This is a genomic window from Schaalia sp. ZJ405 (assembly GCF_011038885.2).
Taxonomy (GTDB): Bacteria; Actinomycetota; Actinomycetes; order Actinomycetales; family Actinomycetaceae; genus Pauljensenia.
Window position 1 is genome coordinate 238,881 of the sequence record NZ_CP064952.1, and the last position, 15,455, is coordinate 254,335.

Here is a 15,455-nt window from a genome sequence, read left to right on the forward strand (position 1 = left end):
GTCCTGGTCCCGTGTTCTCTCTTGGTCACGTGTAGTCACGCGTGAACACAAAACTTGTGTCTACCATGTGGGTATGGCACGGTCGCTCCTTTTTAGCCCCATCACCGTTGGCGGCATAGACATTCCTCATCGTCTGTGGATGCCCCCGATGTGCCAGTACTCGGCGGCAGCTTCCGGCGACGAACTCGGTCGCCCCAACTCCTGGCACCTGGTTCACTACGGCTCGCGCGCCCAGTCAGGTGTCGCCGCCGTCATCGTTGAAGCAACGGGGGTTGTTCCCAAGGGGAGGATCTCCATCAACTGCCTGTCACTGCACAGTGACGATCAGATCCCCAGTTTTGCCGCGCTGGCAACGGTCATTCACGAGGCCGGAGCCGCGGCATTCATCCAGCTCAGCCATGCCGGCCGTAAGGCATCTGGCCGTCCCATGTGGGAAGAAGATCTGGGCCCCGTCCCTCACGAGTGCGGCGGGTGGACGCCGGAGGCTCCCTCGTCAATCCCCTTCCAGGAGGGGACAACCCCGCCACGTCAGCTTGACGAGGACGAGGTCGACGCGATCGCGGACGCTTTCGCCCAAGCTGCGAGGCGAGCAATGGAAGCCGGCTTCGATGGCGTGCAAATCCACGGCGCACACGGGTACCTCATCCATCAGTTCCTCTCTCCCGCATCGAATACACGTGACGACCAATGGGGTGGCGACTTTGAGGGGCGAACCCGATTCCTCCGCGAAATTGTTCGTCGCACGCGTGCGTCCGTTGGATCGGGAGCGCTGATGGTTCGACTGTCAGCTACCGACTGGGTCGAGGACGACTCCCATCCTGGTTCCCATTCATGGACGCTGGCGGATACTCTCCGCTTGGCTCCGCTTCTTGTCGAGGACGGTGTTGACATGTTGAACATGTCAACAGGTGGGAACGTCATCACGCCTGTCCCAGCCGGACCGGGATACCAGGTGGAGTCCGCGCGAATGACCCGACAGGCGCTCAGGGACGCGGGCCTGAACACTCCGATTGCCACGGTTGGTCTGATTCGCTCGGCGATGCAGGCGGAACAGATTCTCGTTGGAGGTGACGCGGACGTTGTTGAAATTGCTCGCCCGTTGCTCACTGATCCGATGATTGGGCATGTGTGGGCGGGCCAACTCCGGGCGGAGGCAACGCCGCTGCCCGCCCAGTACCGTCGCGGGGTCCGGCGGTTCATCTAGCGAGATCACGTGTACACTAAGACTCGGTCCTCCGCGTGACGGAATGATCCGAACCTCCCCAGGGCAGGAATGCAGCAAGGATAAGGGTCCGCTTTCGGGTGCGCGGAGGATCCTTGTTTTCGCGGACCTGGGGACGGTGCTCTCACTCGCCTAAGACATCGGATCAGTTCAATTCTTAGATCGCTGCTGCACGTGAATGCGTGTCGATTCGCGCAAGCTCCTCATCGCTGAAGTCGAGGGCATTCAACGCTCCGACGCTGTCGCGCAACTGCTCAGGCGACGACGCACCAACAAGAACCGTTGTGATCCGGGCGTCACGCAGCAGCCAGGCCAACGCCATTTGAGCCAGAGACTGTCCGCGTTCCTGAGCAATATCGTTCAACGCCCGCAGATGGGTGATGCGCTCATCGGTGAGGCTTCCGGCATCTAAATACCGCTGATCAGCAGCTCGGGATCCGGCGGGAATACGATCCTCCCCGAGGTACTTCGACGTCAGGAGTCCCTGAGCGAGTGGGCTGAAAACAGCCATGCCCAGCCCCAGATCACCACAGGTCTCAATGAGGCCGTCCTCGACCGTGCGATCAAGCATGGAATACCGAGGTTGATTGACGATCAGTGGCAGGTGAACCTCGCGCGCCAACTCAACTGCGCGACGAGTCTGCTGCGGGTTGTACGACGAAATCCCCGCGTAGAGCGCCTTGCCAGAGCGGACCGCCTGATCGAGGGCGCCGATTGTTTCCTCCAGCGGCGTTGTTTCGTCAAAGCGATGTGAGTAGAAAATATCGACGTAGTCGATCCGCATCCTCTTCAATGACTGGTCGAGCGAACTCAGCATGTATTTGCGACCGGACCCTCCTGCGCCAATGGGCCCCTCCCACATGTCGTAACCGGCTTTTGTCGTGATGATCATTTCGTCGCGATAGGGCCGGAAATCGTGGTCCATGTGGCGGCCAAAGTTTGCTTCGGCGCTGCCGTAGGGAACGCCGTAGTTATTTGCCAGGTCAAACTGGGTGATTCCCAGATCAAATGCGGTTCGCAGGATCGCTCGTTGACGTTCGATTGAGCGTTCATCACCGAAGTTGTGCCACAGTCCCAGCGAGATGGCGGGCATATCGAGGCCGGATCGTCCCGTGCGACGATACACGGCTCCGGGCGCGTTGTAACGGTCGGTAGCTGCCTGCCAGTGCGGGTCGAATTGCTGCTGCGCGACGGGGGTTCCAAGTTCGTCAATCGAGTGCGCCATGAGGATCCTCTTCTTCGTGGATGTTCATGCTGGGGGTGGTCAGCATGTGCTCTGGTGACATCAGTGTAGATGCTGGTCAGGCGGGGTGCCGTCCGGACATCTGCGGCGTGACCCATCCGCGATCGCGTCGACCTCGTCCTCGTCAAGTGCCGCCCGGGCATCTACGGCTTGACCAGTGGTTTGAGCCAAAATGAGGGCGCTTGTTGGTTCACCCACTGAATCCCATGATGACCGCGGCATGTATTCCCAGGAGGGCAGCGACCAACGACAATCCCCATGTGCCCAATCCCAGGACGACACCGGGGAGGATCTTCCCGTTCTTCCAAAGAGTCCACACGTCCATGACCGCTGTGGAAAAGGTTGTGAATCCGCCAAGGAATCCCGTCGATATAACCAAACCCAGAGGGAGCGAGGACGCGAGGACAACGCCGGTGAGTCCGGCGAGGAAACATCCGAAGACGTTGACAACGATGATGCCCAAATAGGGGGCGAGGGAGTGATCCTCGCGGCGCTTTAGCGCGAATGCTTTCACTGCGGTGTCGAGTTTCCAGCGACACACAGCCCCAAGGCCTCCGGCGAAGGGGAGAATGATCCATGCGATGACTGCGTTCACGACTGTTGTTGCCCTCCCTTTGAGGCGAGTGCGAAGCCGAGCCCCGCGCATGCAACCCCCGTGAAGACGAGGATGAATGAATGCAGGTAGGTGGCGGCGTCCAGATGTGAAGTCGCTGCGAGGATCATCGTTCCGTACGTTGTGAGGCCTCCGGCGAACCCTGTGGTGAGAAGGAGTCGAAGGCGCTCGTGCGTCGCCGAGGAAGGCGGGGACGAGGGCGAGGCTGACAGTTGTTCAATTGACGAGGACGGACCAGCCTGTTCACCCTCAGACGTTGAGGTTGACGTTGATGCCGGCGGTGCCGTGCAAACGCATCTGACGCAGCGGCATCGGATGATTGGGCCAATCGTGCAGAAACGGCACCTAAAAAGAAGGCGCCCGCAAGGTTGACTGCGATCGTTGACCATGTAACGAATGTGTGCGTATTCCATGCGGTGTGACGTGCGGCCTCGTCAAGAATGGCTCGAAGGAGAGTTCCCAGGCCTCCGCCAACGGCCACACACGCCCACGGTGGAAGGTTCACTATGCCGATGGGTATTCGATGGGCATTCGACGAAGACAGCATGCACTCAGTGTACGAAGCCGCTGCTCCGGGGCTGTCGACGATGACGCGCACCCGAATGAGGCTGTGATGTCGGATTGCTGTGAGCACGCGGCAGGAGAAGGACTGAGGGGTGCCTGCGAGAGATAATGTCTGAGTGAGCGAGCAATACGAATTCGATCAATCGGAGGGACACAACACCGTGATCGTGGGTGCGGGACGTTTTGCGCCGTCGCCAACCGGTGATTTTCACCTGGGTAATCTCCGCACGGCGATCCTCGCGTGGTCATGGGCCCGACTCACAGATCGGCGATTCCTCATCCGCATGGAAGACATCGACGCGCAGCGTTCCACCGATCAGGCCGCGCAGCGCCAGCTTGAGGATCTTGACCGCATCGGCCTCGATTGGGACGGCCCCGTCCTCGTCCAGACGACGCGAGCCGAGGCACATCGGCGTGCGCTTGCCACACTGCATGAGCGTGGACTTGTTTTCGAGTGCTACTGCACGCGCAAGGATATTCGCGAGGCCGCGTCAGCTCCGCATGTTCCCGCGGGTCACTATCCGGGAACCTGTCTTCATCTGAACGAGGACGAACGACAAGAGAAGCGTGAACAGCTAGCGGAACTTGGACGAGCTCCCGCTCTTCGTTTCCGCGCTCCAAGGGATCAATGGACAGTGGTGGATGAACTCGCCGGGGAGTATGCGGGCACGGTTGATCATTTTGTTGTCCAGCGGGCTGACGGGGTTCCCGCGTATAACCTTGCAGCAACGGTTGATGATGCGTTTGAGGGGATTGACCAGGTTGTTCGCGGTGATGACTTGCTTGCACAGTCGCCCGGTCAGGCGGCTTTGCTCTGGGCATTGGGAGCGCCTGAACCGACGTACGTTCATGTTCCTCTGGCTGTGAATTCATCGGGGGAGAGGCTCGCAAAACGCGATGGAGCGGTGACTTTAGCTGAACTTACCGATGAGGGATGGTCGGTTGGTGATGTTGTCGAATGGATTGGGGAGTCCCTGGGGGTTTCGAGGGCGCGGTGCGCCGCTGACATCGCGGAGGCTTTGGGGATTGAGGGGCTTCGAGCGATGTCGAGGGACCCGTGGGTCGTTGTTCCACCACGCGGACGGCGCCGCTGAGCTGCAACGCATCCCGCACCATCGGCCCCATCGTTGGTCCCCTGCGCGTGGAGGCGCTGACTCTCATGTTGAGGCATGAGGCTCTTGAACCGGGTGTCCTCTAACCGCGCACTGATTTTCCTACCTCGTCCTCGGCGCGCTTTCCACCAGGGAAAGCCGCTGTGACGTGGGTACGCGCGGTGAAGGAAACATGGCACACTGGGGGCGTGGATTTCTTTCAGAAACTTTTCGGAGTGCACGAGCCGACGCTCATGGTCATTGAGTCGGATCGGTGGCTGACGATCCCGCAAAGCGCAGAAGTTGACCGCGCGATCGAGCGGCGCGCGCGTAAAGAACGATGGAGCGATCATCGCGAGAAGCCCGGCCATGAGTTCCATTCCATCGCCTCGATCCGCGGGGGCGGGACTTCCGGATATCTTGAGATCCAGTCCCTTGGATATGTCCTGTGCAGCCTTTCGCACGAGGATTCTGCATCTGCGCTTGAGCAGATGCGTGCCGACAATGGCCTTCGGGCAACGTCCGTGCGTTGTCGTGCTTTTCTTGACGAGGACGAGCGCTGGTTGGTGTCGCTGAATCTTTGATCGGGCGCCCTTTGACGTTCTACGGAGTGCGGCAGATGCGGCGGCTGCCTAGTTTTCGGCACTTGTAATACTGCCTACTAGGTAGTATTATTTTCTTGTTGGTAGGAAACTCTGCCGACAAAGTAAACCCCCGGCGGCAACCGGGGGTGGTGAAGAGGAAGGAATACTGATGATGATCGAGATCATTAGAATTCTGATTGCTCTCCCAGCTTCAATAGTAGCACTTGTCACTCTGGTAGGTCTAGTCCTACCAGGTAAGGGTCGCCATCGTCGCTGATGAGTAATCCCCTCACCCGTCATGCGTCATGCGGTGGGTGAGGGCCTCATCGCCAATACCGAGGGAGGGGCCATGACGGTTCGGTATTTAGGTATTTCTGATCTAGCGGAGATCGCCGGCATTACCGTGGGCACAGCTAAGCAATACGGAAAAGAGGGGCGCCTCCCAGCCCCAGATGTACTGGTTGGGCTCGGTGATCGCGCGGTACGCGGCTGGAAGCACGAGACTGTCGAGGAGTGGATGAGTAACCGGCCTGGGCGTGGCCGTCGGGCCCACTAGCGCCGTCTGCTTTCGAGTATCTGGACTGATCCTCGACGCCTCTGGGTAGACGGGGTGACACGATGACGATTGCGAGACAAAAACGTCACACTGAAAGAATTCATTGCTACCTAAAGTGCTCAGAATGGCCAAAAAATGGCCTTTTTCGACCAAAAATGTCACAACGAATAGATTCACTGTGACGTCTGCGCCGTCTCGATATGCGTGAACAGCGTGAGTTAGGTGGGTCTGTACCGGTGTCACAGTGATGACATGCGCCATATGTAGAACTGATGTTGATGTGCTGAATCTCGGAGTATAGTCAAAACTACACACATCTATTCAATATCTTATACACTTTGAGCCATGAGCAACGCACTAGTTCAAGAGAATGTTTCGCTGTCTGAGATCGTCGCCGGGAATGTCCGGGCTGAGGCGGCGAGGCGTGGTTTCACACAAAAGACGCTGGCAACGGCAATGGGACTGCCGCGAGCAACAATGTCGGGAAGATGGAACGGACGCTATCCGTGGTCGATCGATCAACTGGGAGAACTCGCGGATATTTTCGGGTTGTCCGCCGATGAATTTTTCAACGTGCACAGTGGTGAAATACGCAGAACCCCGTCCGGTGGATCGCACCGAGCGGGGCCGCTGCGCGCTCGAAGGGACTCGAACCCCCAACCTTCTGATCCGTAGTCAGATGCTCTATCCATTGAGCTACGAGCGCATCGCCGTTTGGCTGATGAATACTTTACGCGTGTCAGGAGCAAATGAGCAAAACGAGATCATAGGCGATCCGTCACACCGGCTACTGTCGTTGAAAAAACATAGACGTTCTGTCAACCAGGGGTGTTGAGGGACTAACCGGGAGAGTGAAGCGGCCTGTTCCCCAGTCCAAACCGTGTGCACCTCAGACCTGTGCGAGGCAGTCGCAAACGAGCAGGTGGCCACGATTTGAGGCAATGTAACACGAAATTTGGGGCACTCTCATGCGCAACTTATGCTTGGGATGCTTGTGTCCCACACCGACACTTCCCACACGGGAACGGTCCTGCCACAAGTCCACGCATATCCGAAAACTCACGGAGAACGACATGATTGACCTTCAGGGGGTCCGTAAGGTCTACCCCGTCAAAGGCGGCAACGAGGTCGTCGCCCTCGATAATGTGACGCTGCATGTCGAGCGCGGCTCCATTCACGGAATCGTCGGGCAGTCCGGCGCAGGCAAGTCGACACTCATTCGGTGCCTCACTGCCCTTGAACAACCAACGGACGGATCGATCATCGTTGACGGACTCGACCTCGCCCGCCTTCGAGGGCAAGAATTGCGCGAAGCACGCCGAAGAATCGGCATGGTTTTCCAATCCGCTAACCTGCTCGACGCTCGCACCGCAGCTGAGAACATCGGCTACCCACTCAGACTTGCGGGAGTAAAGACCGAGCAACGCAGTGCGCGTGTCAACGAACTCCTTGAGCTTGTCGGTCTTGCAGGACGCGGTGACTCCTACCCGTCCCAGCTATCGGGCGGTCAACGTCAACGCGTCGGAATCGCCCGAGCGCTCGCGGACCAGCCGAAAGTTCTCCTGTGCGATGAGCCAACGAGCGCCCTCGACACAGAATCGACCCGTCAGATTCTGTCGCTCATCCGCGAGGTCCGCGAGGTCGCCGGGGTGACGGTTGTTGTCATCACCCACGAAATGGCCGTTGTTCGCGAGATCTGCGATTCGGTGACCTTGCTCGGCCACGGAAAAGTCATCCAGTCAGGAACGGTTGAAGAGGTCGTTGAAGACCCGACCAGTCCTCTCGCAAAAGAACTCGTCCCCGCGCCGTCTGTTGACGACGCCGACATGCGCCCGGACACCACTCTGCTCGACGTCATCTTCACGTCACATCCGGGTGTGCCCACGGGCGCGACGGTCCTGAGTCTGGCCGCTTCAATGGGCGCTGACGTGACCGCTGGAACTTTCGAATCGATCGGAACGACGCAGGTTGGGCGGCTCGCATTGTCGGTCCCGAGCTATCACACAGACAACATCATTTCCCAGTTGCGCGACAACAAGATCCACGCCGAGGTGAGGCACTCGTGATCGCAATGGACACACTTTTCGCTACGGCGCCCCGAATTTCTCACACGCTGGTGCACCCCGCGTCCGCCCTCGTTCATCACAATGAGACACTGACGCAGGTGAGCACCACATTGACGACCCTCCTTGGAACCGGCAAAGGGGACCCAACGTGGTTGGATAACCCGGCGCTCACCAAGCAGTTCGTCCCCGCGATCTACGAAACCCTACTCATGCTGGGCTTCTCCACCTTCTTCACGGTACTCATCGGTCTGCCCCTCGGTTTGCTACTGGTGTACACGGGAAAGACAGGGCTGACACCGAATCGCCCGGTCTACGAGGCACTGAGCCTCATCGTCAACGTCGTCCGATCATTCCCCTTCATCATCGGAATCATCGTTCTCATCCCATTAACTCGTCTCATCATTGGCAAAGCACTGGGCTGGGAAGCAACGGTTTTCCCCCTGACCGTCCTCGCGGTGCCATTTTTTGCCAGGCTCGTCGAATCAAATGTCCTCGCGGTGGATTCGGGCAAAATCGAAGCCGCCCAAATGATGGGCGCCTCGAACCTGCAGATCTGCTGGGGTGTGTACGTGCGCGAAGCGCTGCCGACGATCATTCAGTCAGTGACGACTCTGGCGATCACACTCATCGGCTACACGGCGATGGCGGGCGTCGTCGGCGGTGGCGGCCTGGGCCAGATGGCGATCAACTACGGCTACAACCGGTGGCAATACGACGTCATGGTGTCGACGATCGTCGTCATCATCCTCATTGTTCAGATCGTGCAAATGATCGGTGACCTGATTGCACGGGCCGTCGACCATACGCGCGGCTAATGTCGACCATACGCGCGGCTAGCGCGCTTCGCGGCGCGTGTTACACAGTCCTGAAATCTGCACCTCTCGTGGGATGAGTGCGCGAAGCGTCGCATGATAGGTACATGACGTCGCGTCGCATCCCACTCTGGGACGCACTCACCGCGCGGCGACGATCCCGATGGGTGTTCATTGAATCCCCAAAGGGACAACCAATCCAACCGGCTTTCGGGCCGGACACACAGAAGAGGAAAACCCATGCGTTCCATTCGTTCCATCCAGACGGCTGTTGCGGCCGTTGCTGCTGCGTCCGTCATCGCGCTTGCCGGCTGCTCCGGATCCTCAGGTGACACCCCCGCCAAAGGTGCAGACTCCTCAGGGGCCGAGGCCGGCGCTGTCACACTCAAAGTTGGCGCATCGCCCTCGCCGCACGCGAAGATCCTCCAGTTTGTCAAGGACAACCTGGCGGCCGACGCCGGCCTGAACCTCGAAATCGTTGAATACACCGACTACATTCAGCCCAACACCGCGCTCAATGACGGTGACCTCGATGCCAACTACTTCCAGACCGTTCCCTACCTTGAGTTGCAGGAAAAGGAAAACGGGTACGAGTTCGAGGCCGGTGCAGGTATTCACCTTGAACCGCTGGGAGTTTTCTCCTCAAAGATCAAGTCTCTTGACGAACTCCCCGCTGGCGGAGAAATCGGGATCATCTCCGACGCTTCCAACCAGTCGCGCGCCCTGGCTCTGCTGGCAAAAGAAGGCCTCGTTGAACTTCCGGCCGATGGCACTGAGGCAAATGTCAACAATGTGAAGATCCTCAAGGACTTTACGTTCCGCGAGGTCGAGGGCCCGCAGCTGGTGCGTTCCCTTGAGGACGTCGACGCGGCCGTTATCAACGGCAACTTCGCTCAGGAAGGCGGTCTCAGCCTGGCCAAGGACGCGATCGTTGTTGAGTCGCCTGAGAACAACCCGGCTGTCAACGTCCTCGTGTGGAAGACGGGTGGAGAAAACGTGGATGCGGTGAAGAAGCTTGATGAGCTGCTTCGCTCAGACGAAGTGAAGAAGTACATCGAAGAGACGTGGACAGACGGCTCGGTCATCGCCGCGTTCTGATTCGGCCCAGTCGTCCTCGTCCCTCCTCGAAGACCCGCGTTGTGTGCTGCTCTCACCAAATGGTGAGGCTATCCCCAGGGAATTCACTGAGAACGCCAGTATCTTCAATCATCGGCGTGGATGTCGGTCATGCAGGAAGGACGATGATGCGCCGGAGTTCAGCGTCAATCACGCAGAGAACCGCTCGCTGAACACAACAAAGCCCTTGTGAGGTTGTCGGTCAACAACCCCACAAGGGCTTGTTTGTGTCACGGGAGTGAAGGTATCGCGGCCGTTCTGCCGCGTTCGTTCCTGACCTCAGTCGACGATTCCGTAGAGACGATCCCCGGCGTCGCCCAAGCCCGGGACAATGTAGGATTTCTCGTTGAGTTTCTCGTCAACGGCCGCAACGAACACGGACACGTCTGCGCGATCACCGATTGAACGCTCAAGTTCCTCAATGCCCTCTGGAGCTGCGAGCAAGCACACGCAGGTGACATCGCGTGCGCCGCGTTCGAGCAGGTAATTCGTGGCCGCGACCATCGTGTGTCCGGTTGCGAGCATCGGATCGAGGATGAAGCACTGGCGTCCCGACAAATTGTCTGGCAAACGGTTCGCATAGGTTTCAATTTCAAGGGTTTCGTCGTCGCGACGCATTCCGAGGAAGCCGACCTCAGCAGTTGGCAGCAGACGCGTCATCCCCTCAAGCATCCCCAGTCCAGCACGAAGCACAGGAACAACGATCGGGCGCGGTTCAGCGATTTTCTTCCCAACCGTCGGCGCGACAGGAGTGTTAATCGCCGTATCAGAAACAGCAACCTCGCGTGTTGCCTCGTAAGCCAGCAGCGTGACCAGTTCGTCGACGAGCTGGCGGAACGTTGCCGACGGGGTATTGCGGTCGCGAAGAACCGTGAGCTTGTGTGCGATAAGCGGGTGATCAGCAATAAGTAGACGCATGGTGTAAGGCTAACGCGTTTTCGCCCCCAGCGTGCCTATTGACGAGGACGGACGCGCGTCCTCGTCCCTCTCCCTCACCCGTTAACGGATGGTCAGTGGGAAGCGGCACGCGATCGAACTCCCGGAAGCACTTTGAGGCAGAGGAAGTGAGGAAGGAATCCCCTCACACGTGACGGTGAATTTTCGTTACCCTAGTCACGTGACAAACATTGAGCTGTACCGTGAAGCAATGAGTCGAGCCCTGTTCCTGGCGAATCGGGCGCGCGAGTTCGGCGACGTCCCCGTAGGAGCGGTCGTCATTGATTCGCTCGGTCGGATCATCGGACGTGGGTGGAATAAACGCGAGGCCGATCATGATCCGACGGCTCACGCTGAGGTCGTTGCCCTTCGGGAAGCGGGTGCTCGGCTTAAACGGTGGAACCTGGTTGGCTGCACGCTGGTTGTGACGCTCGAACCGTGCACGATGTGTGCTGGCGCGATCCTCGCATCCCGTGTCGACCGCGTGGTCTTTGGAGCGTGGGATCCGAAAGCTGGTGCTGCGGGATCTCTTAGGGACGTCCTGCACGATTCCCGGATGAATCACCGCGTCGAAGTGATCGGCGGAGTGCTGGGGACCGAGGCAACGGTGCAGCTTAAAGCCTTCTTCGAGGGGAAACGCGGAGTGTCCGCTGAGCTTCCCGGTCACGAGGCTCTCGCCGAAGAACCCGTTGTTGAACCACATTTCGACACCGTCGCCGGGTGGGTGCGAGACCCTGATGCTGAAGTTCACAGGGGTGGCAGCGCAGATTCCTCCGTTCCTTTTGCAGCACCGGATGCTCCGGACCAGTTGGCCACCGTGGCGGTTCCTGCACCGATGCCCCCGCAGAGCTCTCACGTTCACGCTGAGTCGGCGCACGAGGGGTCTGGGCCTGATGAGCGCGGACCTCGAGGCCCACACGAGCAGCGTTCCGAAGCGGAGCAGGCGGGTGGAGACGCTCAGGTCGAGGAGGAGCAGGCAGGTCTGGTTGCTCATGCTGAGGTTGACCAGACGGGTCTGGTCCCTCAGGTCGAGGCGGTGTCGCCGCGCCTCATCGCCGGTGTTCCGATCCGTACCCGCCGGCGCCACTCAGGAAAGCACTAAGAAACCGGACGAGTGCGACGCGCGAGAACCGGTCGGGGTTAGTGCCTCCGACCGGTTCTCGCGGTTTTCACGCCCTCTTCTTCTTGCGTTCGTTGTAGAAACATCCGATTCCGGTGATCGCCAGAACGGGTGCAACGATGAAGTTGATGATCTGTAGGAACATGAAGGGGAGATAGTCGGCGTAGGCGACTCCCAGAGTTGCCACCATGTACACGCCGGTCGTTGTCCACGGAAGCATCGGCTCAATAAAGGTTCCATAGTCTTCAATGGAACGCGAGAGCACCTTGCGAGGAATCTTCGCCTCGTCATACTTCGGTCCGAAAGCAGAACCCACAATGAACGCCGTTGCGTACTGGTTCGACGAGAAGCCGTTGATAAAGGCCGAGGCAACAAGAGACGACAGGATGATGCCCGCGCGCGACTTAATTCGTGAGAATGCCTTGTTGACCACGGTCTGCATTGCGTCAATGACATCCATTGAACCAATGAACATGAACACGGCCAGGGTGATGAGAACCGCCGAAGCCATTGAATACAGGCCGCCGCGCGTCACGATCGCCTGAGCTTGATCATTGAGCGCAGCACCACCATCGGCCAGCATGTCGGGGGTGAAGCCATTCATCAGTGTTGACACGATGTTTGTGAATGATGTCCCTTGAACAAAGACCGCGAGGAGAGCTGCGGAAGCAATCGAAAAGAACAGCGTCGGGAGAGGAGGCTTGCGCCAAATCGCGCCGACGATGATCACGAGGATCGGAATGAGGATCAGCGGGTTAAAAACGAACTCGGAGGACAGTGCGTTTGCCGTGGGTTTGGTGAACTGGGAAATATCGGCATCGGTTGACGCGGGAACAATGAAACCTGCAACCCCGTAGAGCACAGCGGCAATGATGTACGACGGGCCGGTGGTGTTGAGCATGGAGCGCACATGGTCGTACACAGGAATCTGCGCACCCATTGCCGCCATATTTGTTGTGTCCGACAGCGGCGACATCTTGTCGCCGAAATACGCGCCGCCAATGATTGCTGCTGCGAGAAGCCCCATATGTGCTCCCGTTGCTGTGCCCACGGCAATGAGGACAACACCAATTGTTCCCGCAGATCCCCAGGACGTGCCGGTTGCCAAAGAAAACACCGACGTGATGAGGAAAGCAACGAGGTAAATCCACGCGGGGTTGATGATTTCCATGCCCCAGTACACGAGCATCGGAATAGTGCCCGACGCTGTCCACGACCCGATGAGCAGTCCGATGGACATGAGCATCCAAATTGCGGTGAGCGCCGTGAGTGTGCGCGCCCCCATCTTGTCGACGATCTGGTCGAATGAGAACCCGAGGAAGAACAGCAAACACCAGGTGCACAGCGCCCCCAGCGAGAACGTGAACTCCAACGGCCACGCTTCCAGCTTGAAAACCAAAGGTCCAATGACCATGCCCCACAGAATGAGGACGATCAGCAAAATAATCGGAGCCAGGGCGTGCCAGAACTTCACAGGCTTCTTTGGGCCAACGTGAGTTTTGTCAGAGCGCGGCTCTTGGGTGGGAACAGTAGCCGACAGGACATCGTCCTGCGGCACCGAGTTCTGCGGGTTACTCATAGTGACTCTCCATATGTTTTCGGCGTCATTGCCTGTTGTGTCCGCTGATCCCGTGTCACAGCGGCGGGGCATGTCATGATCCGCATGACATGTGATGGTCTATGTGATGAGCTGTTGCTCGGTCGTGTTCCGAAGTGGGAATTACTCTGCGCGTTCGTGATGAGCGTTGAGCGCAGTATCGACTGCCTGTCCAAACAGCGCTAGTGTCCAATGGTGATCGCCACAACCGTGGGGTATTCATCGTGTCGACCCTTCGGTGACGTGAACTCAATCCCCAACTCCGAAGTTAAACATTCAGTGTTATTCGGGGAAGACTCCTGGGCGCAGCGCGCCTCGTCCTCGTTAATGAGAGAGAAAGATACGGACTCGCCCGAGGCGAGGTTTACTGCCGAAACTGGGCGAATGTCGGCAGGCAAACTGAGTTGGACCCTCTGCTGTCCGCCCTCAACGATGGCAAAAACACGGTCATCTTTCGATGTCAGGTAGGCATTCTCCGAAGCGACCCAGCCGTTGGCGGGGCTTGTCTCGTAGATTGCCTCACCGTATTCATCCAGCCACGCCCCGATCTGGAGAAGACGTTCCTGCTGGAGAACGTCAATGCGACCATCCGCAGTTGGTCCAACATTCAACAGGAAATTTCCGCCCTGAGACACCGTGCGGACAAGCAGGTGGATGAGTTCAGGTGCCGTTGCATAGTCCTCAATGTTCTCCGCGCGGTTGAAACCATAAGAACCACCGATCCCTCGGGATTCCTCCCACGGATGATTCGTTCCGAAACCCTCAATGTCCTGGTATTCCGTCGAGTAGTAGTCGCCGTGGTTGCCCGGCATCCCCACATGCATCCGGTCATTGACAACCACGTCATCCCGGTTGGGAGCCTCGTTATACAGCCAACCGAGCAGCTGACGAGTCTGCGCGTACTCTTCGCTGAGATCCCACTCCCCGCCATCTGTGTAAATCAGCGATGGGGCATAACGCGTGTTGAAGTCTTTCCACTGCTCCTCGAGGATTTCCGTGGGATAGCGCTCCTCTGGGATTCCAAACATGTCGGCATCTTTTTGAGGAATAAAGAAACCACCGTCGCAGCGATGAGAGCGGTTCGTCTCCCAATCGATCATCGAATAATAGAGACCCATCTTGAGGCCGGCCCGGCGCACTGCCTCGGTCAGATCGCCAACGAGATCGCGATGCGGGCCGACATCCCCTGCGTTCCAGTTCTTCTTATGCGGGTTCTTGGTTGGCCACAGGCAATAACCCTCATGATGTTTCGACGTGAGAACGACGTACCTCGCGCCCGCACGCTTAAAAAGTTCAGCCCACTGATCCGGGTCGAAAAGCTCAGCCGTGAATTGCGAGGCGAAATCCCGGTAAAGAGCATTGCCGTAATGGCGCTCGTGGAAGTCACCGTCTGCGTTCCGATACGGACCATAGACGCTCGCGTAGTACCACTCCGCATAGGAACCAAACTGTTCGTTCGACAGCGTGCGCCACGCAGGAACAGAGAACACGCCCCAATGAATGAAGATCCCGAACTTTGCTTTGGGGAACCACGGCGGGCATGGGCGCGCATCGAGTTCCTCCCAACTGGGTACATCTGTCATCGGATCCGCTCCTTTGCGTGTTCATGCCGAGTCATCGTCGTCGCGAGGCAATTAGTTCAATTATGTACTGTTTTGGTCGAGATACGAAATAAGGGTTCCTCAAAAAGAGTGGAGAAAGGTGGACTGAGCAGCAGTTTCAGTCGAAGTGGTCGCCTGTGTGTGATGTGCGAAGGTGGGATGAGAGGTGTGCGTGCGGTCCGTTGTCGTCTCTGTTTTCATCCCTGGCTCCGGCTTCGTCCATCCTCCTAGTCCTTGCGGCCGTCGCTGTTCTCGTTCCTGCTGCCGTGATCCCCTCGCTCGTCTTCGCTTGGCGAGGCTGAACTGTGGAACTGATCGCACACGGAGACTGGAA

At 58.3% G+C, this 15,455-nt stretch carries 14 protein-coding genes, 1 tRNA gene and 1 other RNA gene; 10 read left to right on the plus strand and 6 right to left on the minus strand.

Annotation, left to right across the window (positions count from 1 at the left end; all coding sequences use genetic code 11):
* Window positions 1-73 precede the first annotated feature (73 nt).
* On the plus strand, window positions 74-1,204 hold the full coding sequence (locus G7Y41_RS00995; RefSeq protein ID WP_165316434.1) for an oxidoreductase: 1,131 nt from the start codon (window positions 74-76) through the stop codon (window positions 1,202-1,204).
* Between the two features lie 22 nt (window positions 1,205-1,226).
* An RNA gene (ffs, locus tag G7Y41_RS01000) (signal recognition particle sRNA small type) lies at window positions 1,227-1,322 on the plus strand.
* A 57-nt stretch (window positions 1,323-1,379) separates the two neighbouring features.
* Here ffs and G7Y41_RS01005 read toward each other — a convergent pair.
* Window positions 1,380-2,447 carry an aldo/keto reductase gene (locus G7Y41_RS01005; protein WP_165316433.1) on the minus strand — a complete coding sequence of 356 codons (1,068 nt, stop codon included), beginning with the start codon at window positions 2,445-2,447 and terminating at the stop codon, window positions 1,380-1,382.
* A gap of 208 nt (window positions 2,448-2,655) precedes the next feature.
* Window positions 2,656-3,060, minus strand: coding sequence for a fluoride efflux transporter FluC (locus tag G7Y41_RS01010; RefSeq protein WP_231367328.1), 405 nt, complete (start codon window positions 3,058-3,060; stop codon window positions 2,656-2,658).
* A gap of 746 nt (window positions 3,061-3,806) precedes the next feature.
* Here G7Y41_RS01010 and gluQRS point away from each other — a divergent pair.
* The 4 genes from gluQRS (at window position 3,807) to G7Y41_RS10190 (ending at window position 6,548) form a co-directional block, all read left to right on the plus strand.
* Window positions 3,807-4,736: a tRNA glutamyl-Q(34) synthetase GluQRS gene (gene gluQRS / locus G7Y41_RS01015; protein ID WP_165316436.1), complete on the plus strand. Its 930-nt coding sequence runs from the start codon at window positions 3,807-3,809 to the stop codon at window positions 4,734-4,736.
* 206 nt (window positions 4,737-4,942) lie between these two features.
* Entirely contained in the window at window positions 4,943-5,317 is a 375-nt protein-coding gene (locus G7Y41_RS01020; RefSeq protein ID WP_165316431.1) for a hypothetical protein, read from the plus strand.
* 349 nt (window positions 5,318-5,666) lie between these two features.
* Entirely contained in the window at window positions 5,667-5,873 is a 207-nt protein-coding gene (locus tag G7Y41_RS01025; protein WP_165316430.1) for a helix-turn-helix transcriptional regulator, read from the plus strand.
* A 345-nt stretch (window positions 5,874-6,218) separates the two neighbouring features.
* Window positions 6,219-6,548 carry a helix-turn-helix transcriptional regulator gene (locus tag G7Y41_RS10190; RefSeq protein ID WP_165316435.1) on the plus strand — a complete coding sequence of 110 codons (330 nt, stop codon included), beginning with the start codon at window positions 6,219-6,221 and terminating at the stop codon, window positions 6,546-6,548.
* Here G7Y41_RS10190 and G7Y41_RS01035 read toward each other — a convergent pair.
* Window positions 6,507-6,579 (minus strand) — tRNA-Arg (locus tag G7Y41_RS01035). The two genes, G7Y41_RS10190 and G7Y41_RS01035, sit on opposite strands and share 42 nt — an antisense overlap.
* A 367-nt stretch (window positions 6,580-6,946) precedes the next feature.
* On the opposite strand from G7Y41_RS01035, the gene G7Y41_RS01040 reads away from it, so the two are divergent.
* The 3 genes from G7Y41_RS01040 to G7Y41_RS01050 all read left to right on the plus strand — a co-directional run bounded on the left by G7Y41_RS01040 (window position 6,947) and on the right by G7Y41_RS01050 (window position 9,849).
* Window positions 6,947-7,939 carry a methionine ABC transporter ATP-binding protein gene (locus tag G7Y41_RS01040; RefSeq protein WP_165316429.1) on the plus strand — a complete coding sequence of 331 codons (993 nt, stop codon included), beginning with the start codon at window positions 6,947-6,949 and terminating at the stop codon, window positions 7,937-7,939.
* A gap of 98 nt (window positions 7,940-8,037) precedes the next feature.
* A complete protein-coding gene (locus G7Y41_RS01045) occupies window positions 8,038-8,754 on the plus strand; it encodes a methionine ABC transporter permease (RefSeq protein WP_231367329.1) in 717 nt (238 codons plus the stop codon).
* Between the two features lie 237 nt (window positions 8,755-8,991).
* The gene (locus G7Y41_RS01050) at window positions 8,992-9,849 is read left to right on the plus strand and encodes a MetQ/NlpA family ABC transporter substrate-binding protein (protein ID WP_165316428.1); all 858 of its coding nucleotides are present in this window, start codon (window positions 8,992-8,994) and stop codon (window positions 9,847-9,849) included.
* A gap of 297 nt (window positions 9,850-10,146) precedes the next feature.
* Here the strand turns inward: G7Y41_RS01050 and upp are convergent, their stop codons facing one another.
* Entirely contained in the window at window positions 10,147-10,785 is a 639-nt protein-coding gene (gene upp, locus G7Y41_RS01055; protein WP_165217271.1) for a uracil phosphoribosyltransferase, read from the minus strand.
* 199 nt (window positions 10,786-10,984) lie between these two features.
* Between upp and tadA the strand changes: the two genes are divergently transcribed.
* Window positions 10,985-11,905, plus strand: a complete 921-nt coding sequence (gene tadA, locus G7Y41_RS09995) for a tRNA adenosine(34) deaminase TadA (protein ID WP_231367330.1) — start codon at window positions 10,985-10,987, stop codon at window positions 11,903-11,905.
* A gap of 67 nt (window positions 11,906-11,972) precedes the next feature.
* Here the strand turns inward: tadA and G7Y41_RS01065 are convergent, their stop codons facing one another.
* Entirely contained in the window at window positions 11,973-13,502 is a 1,530-nt protein-coding gene (locus G7Y41_RS01065) for a Na+/H+ antiporter NhaC family protein (RefSeq protein WP_165316427.1), read from the minus strand.
* 200 nt (window positions 13,503-13,702) lie between these two features.
* On the minus strand, window positions 13,703-15,103 hold the full coding sequence (locus G7Y41_RS01070; protein ID WP_165316426.1) for an alpha-L-fucosidase: 1,401 nt from the start codon (window positions 15,101-15,103) through the stop codon (window positions 13,703-13,705).
* Window positions 15,104-15,455: the final 352 nt, after the last annotated feature.

What these genes read in the sequence shown, in the direction of transcription:
- G7Y41_RS01050 (WP_165316428.1), top strand. Translation starts at nt 8,992, where the DNA reads ATGCGTTCCATTCGTTCCATCCAGACGGCTGTTGCGGCCGTTGCTGCT.
- G7Y41_RS10190 (WP_165316435.1), top strand. Translation starts at nt 6,219, where the DNA reads ATGAGCAACGCACTAGTTCAAGAGAATGTTTCGCTGTCTGAGATCGTC.
- upp (WP_165217271.1), bottom strand. Translation starts at nt 10,785, where the DNA reads ATGCGTCTACTTATTGCTGATCACCCGCTTATCGCACACAAGCTCACG.
- G7Y41_RS01070 (WP_165316426.1), bottom strand. Translation starts at nt 15,103, where the DNA reads ATGACAGATGTACCCAGTTGGGAGGAACTCGATGCGCGCCCATGCCCG.
- G7Y41_RS01040 (WP_165316429.1), top strand. Translation starts at nt 6,947, where the DNA reads ATGATTGACCTTCAGGGGGTCCGTAAGGTCTACCCCGTCAAAGGCGGC.
- G7Y41_RS01005 (WP_165316433.1), bottom strand. Translation starts at nt 2,447, where the DNA reads ATGGCGCACTCGATTGACGAACTTGGAACCCCCGTCGCGCAGCAGCAA.
- G7Y41_RS00995 (WP_165316434.1), top strand. Translation starts at nt 74, where the DNA reads ATGGCACGGTCGCTCCTTTTTAGCCCCATCACCGTTGGCGGCATAGAC.
- G7Y41_RS01065 (WP_165316427.1), bottom strand. Translation starts at nt 13,502, where the DNA reads ATGAGTAACCCGCAGAACTCGGTGCCGCAGGACGATGTCCTGTCGGCT.
- G7Y41_RS01025 (WP_165316430.1), top strand. Translation starts at nt 5,667, where the DNA reads ATGACGGTTCGGTATTTAGGTATTTCTGATCTAGCGGAGATCGCCGGC.